Genomic DNA, 15,431 nt, shown 5'->3' with positions numbered 1-15,431 from the left:
TACATCAATGTCGTGTGCGGAGAGACAATTATCAGCGACTGGCGATCAGGATCATCTTCTCTTGGGTCATGTCGCGCATTGTATAGCTGATACCGCCCGTGCCGTAGCCAGACTCACGCCGGCCGGAGAAAGGCATCCAGTCGGTCCTGAACGCGGTGAGATCGTTGACCATCACAGCCGAGGCGTCCAGTCGGTCGGCCGCTCGCATCGCCACCCCGATATCCTGCGCAAAAATGCTGGAATGGAAGGCGGTGGGCAAAGCGTTCGCCCGCGCAACGGCGTCGTCGAGGTCGCGATAGCGGTACACCGCGACCACTGGCCCGAACACCTCCTGCGTCGACAGTTTGGCATCCGCTGCGGGGTCGAGCAGCACTGTCGGCTGCAGGGTCGTTTCTGACAGTCGCTCTCCGCCGGTCGCAAGAATGGCACCACTAGCAAGGGCTTCTGCGATCCACTGTCGGACGCGGGCGACCTCGCGCGGCAGAATCAGCGGCCCGACGTCTGTATCTTCACGAACAGGATCGCCGGTTCTCAGTTTTTCGACCCGTGCCACAAGTTTCTGCGTAAAGTCGTCAGCAATCTCGTCATGGATATAGATCCGCTGTGTCGATACGCAGACCTGACCCGCATGGTAGAATCCGCCCTTTACGACCGGACCGACGACCATGTCGAGATCGGCGCTGCGATCGACGATGGCCGGTGCCGCACCGCCATGTTCAAGCACACAGCGGGTGCCCGGATGCAGTTTGGTGTGAAGCGACCAGCCGACACTGGCCGAGCCGACGAAGCTGAGGAAAGCAATGCGCCGATCCTTAGCCAGCCTTTCGGCTAATTCGTTGGCCGTCACGACGAGGCTTTGGCACCATGGCTCGGGCAGCCCTGCCTCGTGGACCAGCGCCACGAAATCAAGGCAGGACAGTGGTGTGGTACTGGCCGGCTTGACAATGACCGGGCAGCCGACGGCGATGGCCGGGGCCACCTGATGGACTATAAGATTGAGCGGATGGTTGAAAGCCGATATGGCCGCAACGATCCCGATCGGCTCTTTCGTAGTGAACGCCCAACGATTTTCGGCGGCCGCCGACAAACCCATCGGGATCTCGCGCCCGGCAAAATTGCGCAACTCGTCTGCCGCGTTGTTGACGCCGTCGATGGCGCGGTTCGTTTCGACAATGGCGTCAGGCAACGGCTTTCCGCCCTCTCGCGCGATCTGCATGGCGAGATAATCCCGCTTGCTTTCCATCAGAGCGGCAAGCCTGCGTAGAATCGCGATCCGCTGATGCGGCTTTAACCAACCATCGCGGTCCTTGAATACACGCTCGGCCGCCTGTAGCTTCCGCTCAAGCTCAGCGGCATCATCCGTCTTGACCTCTGTGATCGGCGCACGGTCGAAAGCCTGCACGACAGTCAGCATGGCCGGTATCCTTTCATCAGCATCAGGTGCATTCCACGTTCTGCGTGCGGTTGCGCAGCTCTTCCACCAGCACGCGGGTGTTTTCCGTGTAATCGATCGGCACATCCACAAGATGCACGCCGCCGCCGGCAAAGGCCGCCTCGAGCACCGGAACGAGGTCTTCGACCGCCGTCACCCGCGACCCTTTCGCGCCGTAGGCCTCGGCGTAGCGCACGAAATCGGGATTGCCGAAGCTCATGCCGAAATCCGGAAAACCCTCCACCGCCTGTTTCCAGCGGATCATCCCATAGGCGCTGTCGTTCAGGACAACGACGACAAGATTCAGCCTGAGCCGGACGGCGGTTTCCATTTCCTGCGAGTTCATCATGAACCCGCCATCACCACAAACCGCCATGACCCGCCGCGCAGGGTAAAGCATGGCTGCCATCATCGCCGAAGGAAGGCCCGCGCCCATGGTGGCGAGCGCGTTGTCCAAAATCAGCGTGTTGGCGACATGGGTGCGGTAGTTGCGCGCGAACCAGATCTTGTACATGCCGTTGTCAAGGCAGACGATCCCGTCTTCCGGCATCACCGTGCGGACGTCATGGACGATACGCTGCGGTGTGATGGGAAAGCGGCTCTCCTCGGAGCGGTCGTTGAGGCGTACAAGGATGCGCTGTCGCAGGTCCAGCATCCCCTGATCGCCCGTCAGCCGCCCGGCCAGCCGTTCGGCCAGTCCGGCAACAGTGGCGGCGATATCGCCGATCACTTCGATCTCCGGGTGGTAAACCTGCTCCACCGTGGCCGACTGATAGGCGACATGGATGACCTGGCTGCCACCCGCGCTCTTCATCAGGAAGGGCGGCTTTTCAATCGTGTCATGGCCGATGGCGATGATCAGATCGGCGCGCTCGATGGCTTCGTGGACATAATCGCCCTCGGACAGCGCCGCCGTTCCCATGTAGCGGTCCGAGCCGCCGGTGACGGCCCCTTTCCCCATCTGGGTGTTGAAGAAGGGCAGCTGCGTTCGCCCGATGAATTCTGACAGCGCCTCGACTAGCGCGGGCCGGTTTCCTGCTGCCCCGATCATGACCATGGGGCGTCGTGCCGCCATGATGGCCTGGGCGGCAATGTCCAGGGCGGCGGCGCTGGCAATGGCCGGCTGCACTGCATGCGGCAAGATCACCGGGATGTCTTCGACTTCTTCCGAGGCGACATCCTCCGGCAATTCCAGATGCACCGGACCGGGCCGCTCTTCGGCGGCGACTCGGAAAGCGTCACGCACCATGGCAGGTATGCTGGCGGCACTGACGATCTGACGCGTCATCTTTGTAAGCGGCTTCATTGATGCAACGATATCGACGATCTGGAAGCGTGCCTGCTTGCCATTCATCAGCGGCTTCTGGCCCGTGACCAGGATCATCGGCATGGCGCCCAGATGCGCATATGCGGCGCCGGTCGACAGGTTCAAAGCACCCGGCCCAAGCGTGGCGAGGCAGACGCCCGGCTTGCCCGTGAGCCTGCCATATGTCGCCGCCATGAAAGCCGCTGCCTGCTCGTGACGCGTCAGGACCAGTTCGATACTGGACGTCCTAAGCGACTCCAGCAGATCAAGGTTCTCTTCGCCCGGCACCCCAAAGACACGATCCACGCCTTCGTTCTCCAGCGCGGCGACGAACATATCCGATCCCTTGCCCATAGCTGGCCCCTCCTTTCACTGGTTTGTGCGACCGACTTCCGGTCCCCTTCGCTATCATCCTGCGATCGGCTGCCTCCCGATCAACCCACACCCACTCACCACCGTGGGGCAGAACTAGCCTGAGACGATATCGGAATACTCCGGATGGCGGGCAAAAAAGCTGCCCATGAAAGAACAGCGCAGGACCACCTTGCCGCCGCGCGCACGCACTTTGTCAAACACACCCCGTGCGAGCTGTGATCCCAGTCCCTGACCGGAATACTGAAAAGGCACCTCGGTGTGGATAAGGACAAGCGCGCCGTCCTCAATGCTGTAATAGGCAGCCGCGATCTCGCCGTCGCTGCCCTCTATGGGAAGTTCGAACCGATGTTCGGCGGGGTTGTCAAAGACCTTGCTCATCCGTGGCTTCCTGTCCCGCTCTGTCTGTTCATCACTGCGCCTTGAGGGACCGAAGGCAACCGCCCCTTGCCCATCGCGGCCCTGACCAGAGGGGCAGCCTCCGTGCCCAGAAGCTCTATCGAGCGCTGCATCGCCGCCGTTTCCAGCGAGGCCGTGCTCATCTGAAAGGTAATGCGGGAGATGCCGCCAAGCGTCGTGCTGACCTCCAGCATCTTGGCCGCCACTGTCTTCGGCTCGCCGATCAGAAACGCACCTTCGGGACCTGTCATGGCCTGAAACTGCTGCCGCGTAGGCGGCGCCCAGCCACGCTCCTTGCCGATCCTTCCGGTAAGGTGCGCCCATCCCGGGAAGAACGCATTCTCGGCCTCGGCGTCCGTTTCGCCGACGAAGCCCATCGCATGCACACCCACCGACAGCTTCTCGGGGCTGTGCCCTGCGTGCCGCCCCGCCTCGCGATAAAGATCCACAAGCGGGCGAAACCGCTCGAACGTGCCGCCGATGATGGCAACCATCAGTGGCAGACCAAGCTCGCCGGCGCGCTGGAACGACTGCGGCGTGCCGCCTACCCCCAGCCATATCGGCATCTGCGGCTGATGCGGGCGGGGGAAGACGCTCACCCCGTTCAGGGCGGGGCGGTACTGGCCGCTCCATGTGATTTTGGTCTTCTCACGCAGCTTCAACAACAGATCAAGCTTCTCGGCAAAAATCTCGTCATATCTTCGGGTGTCGAGACCAAAGAGCGGAAAGGCCTCGATGAACGAGCCCCGCCCCACGACGATTTCGGCCCGTCCTCTGGAAATCAGGTCGAGGGTCGCGAACTCCTGAAAGACCCGGACGGGATCGGCGGCGCTGATCACGGTGACGGCGCTTGTCAGCCGGATCCTTTCGGTCCGCGCCGCGGCGGCTGCAAGAATGACGGCGGGCGCGGAGTCCAGAAACTCGGCGCGGTGATGCTCGCCAATGCCAAAGACATCCAGGCCGGCGCGGTCAGCCATCTCGATCTCTTCCAGCAGGTCGGCCATGCGCTCGGTGGCCGAAGGAAGGCAATCCGTCACAGGATCGGGCAGAATGGCCGCGAAGCTGTCGATGCCGATTTCCATGGTGCATCCTTTCGGTGTGCTGTGATTCCGGTGAACCCGGAAAAATGAGTAACGGGTGGCAGCACGTGCTCCGGACGCCCCCGGGCACCGCTGGCGGTCCTGCTGTTCTGCGACATGACGATAGCCGTTCTACCGCCCGTCACAGTTGCACCCATCGAACGCACACCCCGGCTTTTATTGAAGTTACCGATCCACCAAAGGCAATACGTTGCCGATCATGCCGGGCCGTTGCGGTTCTTGCGCCTTCCTTGACCCGCTGACGCCTGCGGGCTTGAGTTCGTGCGGCTTCCTAAGGACAACTAATCCAAAGCCAGAACCCTGCACGCCAGCACAACGTCTGCGACCGGACGATCCGGCGCTCGTGCTAGCACCATGACAATTCAAGCGGCCGGATCAGGTGGCCGGCAAACGGAGGAAGAAGCGTATGAGTTGGAACCCAGCAATGGAACCGGGATGCCCCGACGCGGTCGGCGTCGATGCGATCGAGACGCTCATCGTGCCGCGTTCCCGAGATCTGGGAGGCTTCGAGGTGAAGCGCGCCTTGCCCGCCCCGAAGCGGCAGATGGTCGGGCCGTTCATCTTTTTCGATCAGGCGGGACCAGCCGAGTTGCTGACCGGCCAGGGGGTCGACGTGCGCCCGCACCCGCATATCGGGCTGGGCACGGTGACCTACCTCTTCAAGGGCGATTTCCACCACCGCGACAGCACCGGGGCCGATCAGGTGATCACGCCCGGCGCGCTGAACTGGATGGTGGCCGGGCGTGGCGTCACGCATTCGGAACGCACGACCGCGACCGCCCGAACCGGCCCGAACAGCCTTTTCGGCATCCAGACCTGGCTGGCCCTGCCGGACGGTCACGAGGACGTGGACGCCAGTTTCGAGCACCATGGCAAGGACACGCTGCCGATGATCGAGGACCAGGGCATCTCGGTCCGGCTGATCCTTGGCGATGCCTATGGCAAGAGCGCACCCGCGAAGATGCTTTCGGAGACATTCTACGCCGATGTGAAGCTTGAGCCGGGCAGCCGTCTGCCGATGCCCGACAACCACGAGGATCGCGGTATCTATATCGTCGATGGCTCGATCGCGGTCGCCGGTCAGGAGTTCGGGTCCGGGCAGATGATGGTCTTTCGCCCCGGCGACCATATCACGGTGGCGGCCGGAGAGCGGGGCGCCCGGATGATGATCCTCGGGGGCGCCACGTTCAACGGACCGCGCTACATCTGGTGGAACTTCGTCGCTTCGTCGCAGGAACGCATCGAGGCCGCAAAGCTGGAATGGCGGTCGGCAAACTGGGGCAAGGGACGTTTCGACCTGCCCGCAGACGACCGGAGCGAGTTCATCCCCCTGCCAGATTAAACGCAAAACCGGTGCGGGCTTTCGGCAATCGGCGCGAAGGCCCAAAGTGTCATCGCGCCGGCATATCCGTTGGCCGGCCAGCGCGCGGAAGCTGCAAAGGACCCCGCCATGCCTATCCAGAAATCCGCATCGGCCGCTGTCACTCTGGAAGGCTCGCCGGAACCACGCGGCAAGATCGTCACTATGCAGAAACAGCACAAGGTGTCGATCCGGCCTTATGACGACGTTGTCATGATGGCCTACGTCACCTAGCCGCGCTGAAAATAGCCCGATGCATGATGGCCGACAGGCCCCGACATGTCGGACAACACAAGGAAACGGCGGAATGAACAACAAATGGCCTTCTCTCGACTACCTCAGCTGGCGGGACACCTGTTCCGCGCTGCATCTCTACCTTCAGATCGCGGGCAAATACCGGCTTGCGCATACGCCGTGGCTTAACCATTCCTGGAACGCGACCTTCTACGTCACGCCACGGGGTCTGGCATCCTCGCCCGTCCCCGATGGCCCCGGCGTCGAGATTCTGTTCGACCTGCGCGAGCACCGGGTTGTGGGGAGCTGCGGCAACGCCAACACGCTTTCGTTCGACCTAGGGCCGATGACGGTCGCGGCCTTCCACGCCCGCTTCATGCAGCTGATCTCAGAGCTGGGCGGCACACCCAACTTCCATGGCCAACCCAATGAGGTGCCCTACCCCGTTCCCTTCACCGAGGATGATCGCGATCGTCCCTATGACCGCGATGCCGTGGCCCGCTACCATCAGGTTCTGGTGTCGGCTGACAGGGTCTTCAACCGTTTCCGAACGTCCTTTATGGGAAAGTCGAGCCCGGTCCACCTGTTCTGGGGTGCAATGGATCTGGCAGTTACGCGTTTTTCCGGGCGGCGCGCGCCGCTCCATCCCGCGGGAATCCCGTCCCTGCCCGACAACGTGGCGCAGGAAGCTTATGACCGTGAAGTGTCATCAGCGGGGTTCTGGCCCGGCGGCAATGGTATCGACTATCCGGCCTTCTACGCCTATGCCTACCCCGCCCCGCCGGGATATCGCGCAGCAGCAGTCAGGCCGGATGCGGCCTTTTTCCACGACACCCTGTCAGAATTCATCCTGCCTTATGATGCGCTGCACTCGTCCGCTGATCCCGACGCGGCGCTGATGGATTTTCTTATCTCGACCTACGAGGCGGCGGCCGATCTGGGCAACTGGGACCGGGACCTGCTGGAGTGCGACCACGGGCACCCCCGGCGGGTTCGCGCACCGGATGCTGCCTCGGCGCCAGACGTCGCCACGCATGGCGATGAGCAGGTCGAGCGCGAGGATGGTCCCTCAAAGGGCCGATACAAGCTGGTCATCAATAGCATCGAGGCCGAGATGACGTACAGCCGGGCTGGCGAACGCCTGCTCATCATAGATCATACCGAAGTGCCTGCGGCTTTGCGCGGACGGAAGGTCGGCGAACGGTTGGTCCGTCAGGCGGTCGATGATGCGCGAAAGGTCGGGATCAGCATCATGCCACTTTGCCCCTTCGCCAAGGCGCAGTTCGATCGCCATCCCGAATGGCACGATGTCCTTCCTCGGACATGAAAGAGAGGCAGTCGCGACCCCGACGCGGTCGTGACTGCCTCTCTTTATTTCGCGCCCTTTCAGAAAAGGCCGGGGCGGCCTGTGGTATCAGCGTCAATAGATCATCATCAGGTATCGCTGGCGCCGCTGTCGTATTGACGGATCGGTTGCGCCGCCTGGCATTGACGCGCCGCCGCGACGCAATCGATCCAGCGCCTGAACCGGTCACGGCAGGCGCGCATCCTCGAACGGATAAATCAGCGTCCCCGAAGCCTTGTCCGCCGGATAGACGATGATTAGCCGCGAGCCGTCGCGGTACTGGTCCAGATCGTCCCCGGCGATGCCCTGAAACTGCACCTGCAGGACGCGCGGCGTTTGCCACTCGCCCAATGTGCCAAAGCTGACATCTCCCATCACCGTCGGAAAGCTCGTGGTCCGCGTGAACTCAGACAGGATCTGATCATCGAGGCTTTGCGTCTGCTCGACCGCATGCGCAACCACCTGCAGCTGCGCATAGGCCAGAGGCGCCATGTAATGCCCCAAAGGATCGAGGTCGGTACCGGCACTGCGCTGCCGGTAGCTCTCCATGAGGGCCTGCACGCCGTCGAACGCCATGGAAGGCGCGGGCACCCAGTACTCGTAATTGACGATCCCGTTGAGAAGAGAACCGAGAGCCTGCTTAACCTGCGTATTCTGCGGACCGATCATGGCGGCCCCCACCATCTTCGGCTTGTACGGATGCGCCTGAACCGCGCGCACGAGGTCTATGGAGTCCTGAAGGTAGCTGCAGAGGAATAGCAGCTCGCAGCCACTCTCTGCTACCGCGTCGAGATATGGAACAAAGTTGGTAGTGCCGAGCGGGTACGTCGCCTCATGAACCACCTTGATCCCGTATTTAGCAGCATTGCCATGACCGCCGAGGACCGGATTGCGCGAGAAAACGGCATCCGCCGACAACAGCGCGACGGTCCTGGGTCGGGGCGTCTGCTGCGCCGCGACATCGAAGAAGCCTTCGGTCAACGCAGCGTTGGGATCCCGGCCTGTCGGGATTATGGCAAAATACTTGCCATATCCAAATTCGTTATTGGCGCCCAACCCCATCAGCCCGACGAAATACCTGTCTCTGGCGATGATCTCTGGGAGAGCCGAGATCAGACTATTGGTACCATAGCCCCCGATCACGAGGTCCGCACCCTCGTGATCAATCAGCCGCGCGTAAAGAGACCCGCCGAGCGCCGCGTCGCCTTTGTCATCGAGGCAGATCAGCTCGACCGGGCGGCCCAGCAGTCCGCCGCGCCGGTTCACGTCATCGCGCCAGATCTCGTGCGCAAGCCTCGCGGAGCGGCTGTTGCCGGCCAAGGGGCCGGTCAGGGACAAGCAGTATCCGATACGAAGGGGGCGGGACGTCACGGCTCAGGTCCCTTTCTGGTCGATGAACACATACAGCGCGCGGATCCTGCCATCCTCGAAATGGGCGACATCGGTACCGGTTGCCGCGACGGTTCCGTCAGGGCCGCTCAGCTGCCACTGAAGACGGGCGATGTGGTTCAGCGACAAGGCGGGGCGGACGGCGGAAAAGCTGAAGTTCGCCGGTATCTGCGAGAGAAGCTCGGTGACGGCACTGTTGATCGCCGCGTGGCCCTTGGCAGAGGCAAGGGGTTCATGCAGGTCCGCCGCCTCGGCATAGATCGCGCGAATGGCGTCCAGACGGCGGGCGGCATCGCGCTCGCCAAACACCTTCTCAAGATTGGCGTGCATTTTCGCCTCGTGGTCCATCGTCGTCACTCCTGTGTTTGCGAGCCATGGTTGAAACGATGCTGCGCGTCGCGCCACGAGACATGTACGGGTGCAGCCGGCCCCAGGGCCGCCCGTGAAAGCGCGCGCCGAAGCCGCCACGCGTCTTCCGATAGGGTGAAGCCGGTGCGCCGCGCATCTGGGGCGTCCGGCCTGTGCTGCCACCTGCGCCGCCTTGTCGCGACGACGGCACGCCATGCCCCGTGTCCGTCTAGGACGCCTTCGATGGGTCCTGGCGGGCACTTTCGTCAGGATCGAACATCGCCAGGCTTGCCACTCCGGCAGCCGCAGGAACCTCGTTCTGCAAGACGTCCCAATGTTCTGCCAGCCTGCCTCCTTCGACCCGGAAGATGTCGATCGCGATCTGGGGTTCCGCCGCCCAGCCCCGGATCCGGCCGTGGATGGCAACAAGGTCCCCTTCAGCGATCATCAGGCCGGGCTCGTAATAGACCGAGGGTGCCAGAGACCCGACAATGGCGCGCAGGGCTTCCCTGCCTTGCGGTATGTTCGGGTTATGCTGGATGTAGTCCGGCGTGTAGAGGCGGTCCACCGCCCCCACGTCATGACGCTGGAACAGCGACGTCATGGCGTCCAGCACCAGTGCCCTGTTGCGATGGGGCCGATCATCCGCCGCCCGATCAGCGGGACGGGTAATGTCAATCGTCCCGGTCATCCGCAAGAACTGCATGTCCGGCAAAGTCGCGAAAGAATGGACGATGCCACGGTCGAAGTCCTGGATATTCGTGACGGTCGCGCCGTCCTTTTCCTGCCAGCTGACGGCAAAAACACTATTGCCGAGCGGTTTGACCTCTATGTCGACAAACTCGATCCGGGCGAAAGGCCCTTCCTTGATCTCGAACTTTAATTGCCCGGCTGACAAGAGCGTCAGGCTGACCGCGAAGTTTGGATAGGAAACATCCATTTCCTGTCCGACGGGAAAGAGATCTTTGGTCATGTGTGTTTGCTCCTCTGCACAGGGCACGAGGGGATGACGAGGAACGAGCGGGTGCATGTTGACGTCCGCCGTCACCCCCCAGATCATTACGCCGCTTCGCTTGGCACGGGCGTGTTGAGCAGCTGCTGTTCCCACAGATAGGCGATGGCGCTGCCGCCGATGTGGTACTTCAATGCATCGTTCAGCGCGGTTGCCGTCTCGGCACGCGCCCAATCGCGCTGCCACTCCGACGCCAGCGACAGCCAGGTCATCATGTTGATGCCAGCAGCCAGCATCCGCTGGATTGCAACCTCATGAGCTTCCAGCGAGGTTCCGCCCGAGGCGTCAGTGATCACGGTCACGTCCCAGCCCTCGCCTGCCGCCTGAATGGCGGGCATCGCAACACAGATTTCGGTCCACAGTCCGGCGATGATCAGTTGCTTGCGGCCCGTCGCCTTGACCGCATCAACAACTTTCGGATCCTCCCATGTGTTGATGAACGTCCTGTCGATCACCTCGTTGTCAGGAAAAACCTCGGTGACATGGGGGAAGATGACGCCGCCACGCGCGGCGACAACGCTGGTCAGGATGGTGGGCACCCCGAACACTTTGGCGACCTTGGCAAGCGCGGTCGTGTTGTTCACCACCGCTTGGGGGTCGTGGCTGTTCAGGTTCGCAAGCTGATAAGGTTGGTGGTCGATCAGCACCAGAACCGAATCTTGCGGGCGAAGAAGGGAGTCGAGGCCATTGCGGAATTTCATAGCTTCATCCTTTGCAGGTTTTCAGGAGTTGGTTTCGGGTAAATCAACCCTAGCAGGCCGTCCCGAAGCCTGCGGCGCAGAAGCTGCCGGATCGTTGCCGATGTTGCGGCCATCGCGGTGATCGGCGCCATCAGGTCAAAAGACGGCAAGATGAGGATGCAGCGCACGGCTGCCCCTGTCTTCGCCGGTAGGCTCAATGGTAATTTCGATGCATCGGTATTCTTCCAAACGGCGTGCGGGGGTGACCCCGGTCGCAATGTCGAGCTCCACATCACGCGCGGCGGAACGGCCGTCTGCCAGCCCGTCGGACACTAGACCTGGGGACCGGCTGCCAGGCACCGTAGCCCGCGGCGCGGGCCTTGCCGGTGCGGATCGGACGTCACACGGCTGCGCCCTCGCCGGCATACCGCTCTTTCAACACAACTGCCCCGAGGACCTTGAGATCCTGCTGGAGGAGGTCGGCGCCGCGCTTCCAGTGCAAGGCCTCGCCACCAAGAGCCTGCTCCAGCCACGACAGCGTCAGGCGCTTTGTCGCCTCAAGACTATCGGGTTTTTCGACCTCAGTTTCCTTTGCGTCCAGTCCGGCAATGCCCCCAAGACCATGACCGACGTCATGCAGCGTCACCAGCGCCTCTGCACCCGGAGCCTCGTAGAAGGCGTCGGCGAACCAGTCGGGACCACGCGGCGTGAAGTGCGGCTTGTCTTTGCCGCCACAGACCACAAGCGTGCGCGTGGTCAGACTTTCAAAATCCACGTCGAAGAACGGGAACCGCTCTGCGCTCTCTGGCGTCAGATCGGCCCCGCCCCGTCCCGGCGCGGCCAGAAGAACTCCGGCCGAGATGCGTGGATCCTTGAAGCTCTCTCCGTGCAATCGCGCGCCCAGAAGAAGGCCGCAGGTATGCCCGCCGAACGACTGGCCCGCCGCCGCAACGCGCTCGTGGTCCAGCCGTCCCGCTATCGCAGGGGCCTGGACCTCGACGGCGGAAAGCCTGTCCAGAATGGCACGCATCTCGGCGATCCGCTCGCGCCAGAAGAACGGCGCGCCGGGCGTATCGGCAGTAAGGCCGCCGATCCGGGAACTGGCATGGGTGGGCTGAATCACGGCCATTCCCCGCTCGGCCCAGAACTGAGCGAGGGGGGCATACCCGTCCTTGGAAGGGATGTAATTCGACGGCCCGTGCCCGTGCGAGAAAAGAATGATCGGCAGCCCGTGACCCAGGACCGGCGCGGTCACCCGCAATTCCAGCGGCGGACGCCCTTTCATGGGAAGAGTGACCGGCGTGTAGGCGACGGTCGGTCTGGGATCGGGAATCGGGATCTGCTGCGAAAGCTGGATCAGGCGGTTCATGCAGTGCTCCTTTCAGACGCGGAACAAACCAAGTGCTTCAGGGACAGCACGGCGATCTTCGGCCATCCAGCCGTCTTCAGCGATATCCCTTCCCGGCACGGCCCGACCGACATCACAGTCGGTGCGCTGCGCAGCAGCTGAGGGCTGGTCCGATCCCCGCACAGCGTGGGCGGACAAGGGTCGCGGAATTGCCACCGCTCAACGTCTTCTCAACAGCCTTCGGTTATCCACGACCCGTGCCAGGCCGCCGGATCAGCAACCTCCGATGCCCGCCCGTGGTTACCTGATCGCTGTGACATGCTTTTCCATCAGCTCCAGCTGGCGGTCCGAAAAGTCAGAGCGTCGCATCATCTCCTGCACGACTTCCGCAGTAATGCCTTTCAGATCGGCACCCAGGACTTCATGCCGGGCAACCAGCATCTCTTCCATGACGGCGGCCGACCGCGCCAGAACCACCGCGGTTTCAAGCGTCTCCTCGGCGAGGTGTTCAGGGATGATCAGAACGCCGTCACCGTTTCCGAACACAAAGTCGCCCGGCCGCACTAGCGTCTGTCCGATGACGACCGGGCAGTTCACATCGTGGGGCGTCAGCATCCGATGCGTACCGTACTGCAGGGTAAACCCGCCGACGGCCAGCTTCGTGCCTGTCTTTGCCGCATTGGCGGTCAGGCTGTTGCGGTCCCGGATCTGGCCATCCGTCAGAAGGCCCGCGGCGCGGCGGCCGACAAGGCTGGACAGCCCGGTCCCGCCGCCAGCGGCGTAATGCGTCAGTCCCCGTGCCTCGATCACCAGCACCGATTCATTGTCGCAGCTGGAAAGAGCGTGGGCGAAGATGCCCATCCCCCGTTTTGCCTCGCTGTCCTTGGCGACATCGGCGTCGAAATCGGCGCGGGATGGAAGCGAACGCATGGTCACGGCCCGCCCAAACATGGCACCGTCGCCGGCAAAGACCAGATCGTTGATCGAGGGCGGCGCGCCGCCCTCGCCCGCGATCGTGTAGAGCGCGTCCAGCGCGTCGGCTGGCGTCGTCTCGTGATAGATTTCAAAGGGGCTTCTCATGGCGTGACCTCTCCCTTGTATCAAAAAGCTATTTTGACATTTGCGCCCCATGCGCGTGGTCAGCGCCACTGTGACGCGATCGCCCAACGACACTTTCTCGGGTGGCATAGTTGAGGACGGTCAGATGACGACCGCGCCAGCTCTGCATCGGACGGCTCAGAACAACACCCTGCCCATGGCGCGCCACGAGAATCCGGCGTTGACTATCCTACCACATCGGGCGCCTGCAAACCAGAATTGCAGCCACTCCGGCCCATCCAAGGGCCCGCCGGGCGCCTTCACTTCTGTGACAGCGGCAACGCGTGGATGGCATTTATCTCGGACGAAACACTTGCGTTCCGTTCATCACTTCTCCATCCTCACGGACGAGACAATCCACCGATGATACAAAGGACAGTCGTCGAATCAATATCCAACCTGAGTCCAAGGACGCTGCCGGTGTCATTCTGTCCTGAAAATGGCCGAATGCAAATCACCCGAGCCCAATTACAGACACCCATGGGCTGACGCTTGAATAGCGTATCCCCGGAACAGTTTCAACACAGGCGGCGCAGACCGTCCCATTGACAGGAAATCGGATGATGACCGAGGCCGCTTATCCAACATTTGCCGACTGGTATCGGGAAGGCCCCTGCGCGCCCTTTGTCCAATCGACCAAATCTGTCGGCGGGGTCCTCAACTTGTTCGGGTCTATGCAGCCGCGGTCGGAAATGCAGTACCCGGCCATGCCGGATCTCGTGATCCATCAGAATATGACCGTAGGCACCCGTATCGATTGCAGTATTGGCGGAGGGCGCTTCAAGACTGCGATGGAGCGTGGTAGTTGTGTCATTGCCGCCCCGAATTTTGCAGTTCAGTCAACGGTCCCCAATATTCACGAAGTCCGCAGCTTTGCGTTTCCTCTGGCACACTGGCAAGCCGCGTTGGATGAGGCGTCCGACGGCAAGCTCTCTTTTGACAAAATGCGCGTTTACCACAAAGCTTTCGCAACACCGGCGATAGGGGCGAAGCTTCGCAGGCTCTGGACAGTATGCGAGGATGAGGGCGCGCCGTCTCGTCTGTTGGCGCGGGCTGCGGGCTTCGAGATCCTGGCCGAACTGTGCAACCTTGGCGGCACCGAGCTTGCTGTACCGAGCGGAGGCCTTGCCCCATGGGCAGTGCGGCGCTGCATCGAAATGATGCATGCTCAGCTGGCCGAGGATATCAGTCTCGATGATCTGGCGACCGAGGCACGGCTGTCATCGTTTCACTTCGCCCGAATGTTCAAGCAGAGCGTTGGAGTGCCGCCCCGAGTCTATCTGACCCAGTTGAGAATGCAGAAAGCCTGCGAGCTCCTTGAAAGGACAAGTCTGTCTATAATGGAGATCGCCCTAGAGGTTGGGTATTCATCCAGCCAGGTGCTTGCCCGGGTCTTCCTGAGTCACCAGAAGATGACCCCCTCCGACTATCGCCGGGCAATATGCGATCCAACGCGTGGAACTTGGGCGTCTTGACATTAAAAATTCTCGCCGCGTCGGAGTATTGATTCATGTGTGGACGGCCCCCGTTGGGCAGGGGTAATTTTCCTTCTTGGTCAGATTAACACATGTCCCCGGTCTGTTCGCGCAGCGCGAAAGGCCGTCGGCCATGGTGGTGTCGGTGGATCGGAATCTCATAAAGATAGCGTACTTTTTAGGCGCGATGAATCAGCCAGGCTCTTTCGATCACCGGCTTGACAGGTTGGAATCATTTGTGTCGTTTTCTCCTGCCCAAACTCGTTCAGCGCGTGCTTCGGGCGGTCGCCCGAGCCGCGCGGCTATTATCTTCTCTCGTCAGGACAGCCCAAGCGATCCGTGCCGTTTTGTTGGCAATGGCGACACTGACCAGCCTTGCCGGCTTGCGGTCGAGCAACTGAGCGGCCTAGGGTCAGGATTCATAACCAATAGATGACGGTTGCTGCGAGGGCGATGGCCGAGAGGAAGATCTTCGGACATCTGTCATATCGCGTTGCCACGCGCCTCCAATCCTTGAGCCTGCCGAACATGAT

General features: G+C 62.0%; 15 protein-coding genes and 2 pseudogenes. 4 read left to right on the top strand and 13 right to left on the bottom strand.

Annotated elements, in window-relative coordinates; genetic code table 11:
- Positions 1-31: 31 nt before the first annotated feature.
- From EG885_RS15625 to EG885_RS15610, 4 genes are all read right to left on the bottom strand, one after another.
- Entirely contained in the window at positions 32-1,414 is a 1,383-nt protein-coding gene (locus tag EG885_RS15625) for an aldehyde dehydrogenase family protein (protein ID WP_131576273.1), read from the bottom strand.
- 22 nt (positions 1,415-1,436) lie between these two features.
- Positions 1,437-3,092: an acetolactate synthase large subunit gene (locus tag EG885_RS15620; RefSeq protein WP_131576271.1), complete on the bottom strand. Its 1,656-nt coding sequence runs from the start codon at positions 3,090-3,092 to the stop codon at positions 1,437-1,439.
- A gap of 114 nt (positions 3,093-3,206) precedes the next feature.
- Positions 3,207-3,491 (bottom strand): GNAT family N-acetyltransferase, encoded by a 285-nt coding sequence (locus EG885_RS15615; protein ID WP_131576269.1) that lies wholly within the window; start codon positions 3,489-3,491, stop codon positions 3,207-3,209.
- Positions 3,488-4,591: an Atu2307/SP_0267 family LLM class monooxygenase gene (locus tag EG885_RS15610; protein WP_131576267.1), complete on the bottom strand. Its 1,104-nt coding sequence runs from the start codon at positions 4,589-4,591 to the stop codon at positions 3,488-3,490. Before EG885_RS15610 ends, EG885_RS15615 begins: the two co-directional genes overlap by 4 nt.
- A gap of 424 nt (positions 4,592-5,015) precedes the next feature.
- Here EG885_RS15610 and EG885_RS15605 point away from each other — a divergent pair, with 424 nt between their 5' ends.
- The 3 genes from EG885_RS15605 (at position 5,016) to EG885_RS15600 (ending at position 7,530) form a co-directional block, all read left to right on the top strand.
- Positions 5,016-5,951, top strand: a complete 936-nt coding sequence (locus tag EG885_RS15605; RefSeq protein WP_131576265.1) for a pirin family protein — start codon at positions 5,016-5,018, stop codon at positions 5,949-5,951.
- A 108-nt stretch (positions 5,952-6,059) separates the two neighbouring features.
- On the top strand, positions 6,060-6,203 hold the full coding sequence (locus EG885_RS22790) for a hypothetical protein (protein WP_165571168.1): 144 nt from the start codon (positions 6,060-6,062) through the stop codon (positions 6,201-6,203).
- A gap of 73 nt (positions 6,204-6,276) precedes the next feature.
- Positions 6,277-7,530 (top strand): DUF5996 family protein, encoded by a 1,254-nt coding sequence (locus EG885_RS15600; RefSeq protein ID WP_131576263.1) that lies wholly within the window; start codon positions 6,277-6,279, stop codon positions 7,528-7,530.
- Between the two features lie 204 nt (positions 7,531-7,734).
- Here the strand turns inward: EG885_RS15600 and EG885_RS15595 are convergent, their stop codons facing one another.
- The 7 genes from EG885_RS15595 to EG885_RS15570 all read right to left on the bottom strand — a co-directional run bounded on the left by EG885_RS15595 (position 7,735) and on the right by EG885_RS15570 (position 13,492).
- The gene (locus EG885_RS15595) at positions 7,735-8,919 is read right to left on the bottom strand and encodes an amino acid ABC transporter substrate-binding protein (protein WP_131576261.1); all 1,185 of its coding nucleotides are present in this window, start codon (positions 8,917-8,919) and stop codon (positions 7,735-7,737) included.
- Between the two features lie 3 nt (positions 8,920-8,922).
- Positions 8,923-9,285 carry a nuclear transport factor 2 family protein gene (locus EG885_RS15590; RefSeq protein WP_131576259.1) on the bottom strand — a complete coding sequence of 121 codons (363 nt, stop codon included), beginning with the start codon at positions 9,283-9,285 and terminating at the stop codon, positions 8,923-8,925.
- A 229-nt stretch (positions 9,286-9,514) separates the two neighbouring features.
- Positions 9,515-10,258: a nuclear transport factor 2 family protein gene (locus EG885_RS23100; RefSeq protein WP_207392302.1), complete on the bottom strand. Its 744-nt coding sequence runs from the start codon at positions 10,256-10,258 to the stop codon at positions 9,515-9,517.
- 86 nt (positions 10,259-10,344) lie between these two features.
- Entirely contained in the window at positions 10,345-10,998 is a 654-nt protein-coding gene (locus tag EG885_RS15580; RefSeq protein WP_131576257.1) for a hydrolase, read from the bottom strand.
- The gene (locus EG885_RS22785; protein WP_165571167.1) at positions 10,995-11,165 is read right to left on the bottom strand and encodes a hypothetical protein; all 171 of its coding nucleotides are present in this window, start codon (positions 11,163-11,165) and stop codon (positions 10,995-10,997) included. Before EG885_RS22785 ends, EG885_RS15580 begins: the two co-directional genes overlap by 4 nt.
- Positions 11,166-11,377: 212 nt before the next feature.
- Complete coding sequence (locus tag EG885_RS15575) at positions 11,378-12,346, bottom strand: alpha/beta hydrolase family protein (protein ID WP_131576254.1); 969 nt, start codon at positions 12,344-12,346, stop codon at positions 11,378-11,380.
- 279 nt (positions 12,347-12,625) lie between these two features.
- A complete protein-coding gene (locus EG885_RS15570; RefSeq protein WP_165571166.1) occupies positions 12,626-13,492 on the bottom strand; it encodes an RraA family protein in 867 nt (288 codons plus the stop codon).
- A 491-nt stretch (positions 13,493-13,983) separates the two neighbouring features.
- Here EG885_RS15570 and EG885_RS15565 point away from each other — a divergent pair, with 491 nt between their 5' ends.
- Positions 13,984-14,898, top strand: coding sequence for an AraC family transcriptional regulator (locus EG885_RS15565; protein ID WP_242679695.1), 915 nt, complete (start codon positions 13,984-13,986; stop codon positions 14,896-14,898).
- A 265-nt stretch (positions 14,899-15,163) separates the two neighbouring features.
- On the opposite strand, the pseudogene EG885_RS15560 reads toward EG885_RS15565, so the two are convergent.
- Positions 15,164-15,304, bottom strand: a pseudogene (locus tag EG885_RS15560) (IS110 family transposase); the annotation flags it as partial.
- Between the two features lie 13 nt (positions 15,305-15,317).
- Positions 15,318-15,431: pseudogene (locus EG885_RS15555) on the bottom strand (IS5/IS1182 family transposase); the annotation flags it as partial.

Origin of the sequence: Paracoccus nototheniae, assembly GCF_004335005.1 — a bacterium.
GTDB classification, from domain to species: Bacteria; Pseudomonadota; Alphaproteobacteria; order Rhodobacterales; family Rhodobacteraceae; genus Paracoccus; species Paracoccus nototheniae.
This window is presented reverse-complemented; position numbering and strand designations above follow the sequence as displayed.

Coding starts and splice junctions, on each gene's coding strand:
- EG885_RS15625 (WP_131576273.1), bottom strand. CDS start 1,414: ATGCTGACTGTCGTGCAGGCTTTCGACCGTGCGCCGATCACAGAGGTC.
- EG885_RS15620 (WP_131576271.1), bottom strand. CDS start 3,092: ATGGGCAAGGGATCGGATATGTTCGTCGCCGCGCTGGAGAACGAAGGC.
- EG885_RS15615 (WP_131576269.1), bottom strand. CDS start 3,491: ATGAGCAAGGTCTTTGACAACCCCGCCGAACATCGGTTCGAACTTCCC.
- EG885_RS15610 (WP_131576267.1), bottom strand. CDS start 4,591: ATGGAAATCGGCATCGACAGCTTCGCGGCCATTCTGCCCGATCCTGTG.
- EG885_RS15605 (WP_131576265.1), top strand. CDS start 5,016: ATGAGTTGGAACCCAGCAATGGAACCGGGATGCCCCGACGCGGTCGGC.
- EG885_RS22790 (WP_165571168.1), top strand. CDS start 6,060: ATGCCTATCCAGAAATCCGCATCGGCCGCTGTCACTCTGGAAGGCTCG.
- EG885_RS15600 (WP_131576263.1), top strand. CDS start 6,277: ATGAACAACAAATGGCCTTCTCTCGACTACCTCAGCTGGCGGGACACC.
- EG885_RS15590 (WP_131576259.1), bottom strand. CDS start 9,285: ATGGACCACGAGGCGAAAATGCACGCCAATCTTGAGAAGGTGTTTGGC.
- EG885_RS23100 (WP_207392302.1), bottom strand. CDS start 10,258: ATGACCAAAGATCTCTTTCCCGTCGGACAGGAAATGGATGTTTCCTAT.
- EG885_RS15580 (WP_131576257.1), bottom strand. CDS start 10,998: ATGAAATTCCGCAATGGCCTCGACTCCCTTCTTCGCCCGCAAGATTCG.
- EG885_RS15575 (WP_131576254.1), bottom strand. CDS start 12,346: ATGAACCGCCTGATCCAGCTTTCGCAGCAGATCCCGATTCCCGATCCC.
- EG885_RS15565 (WP_242679695.1), top strand. CDS start 13,984: ATGATGACCGAGGCCGCTTATCCAACATTTGCCGACTGGTATCGGGAA.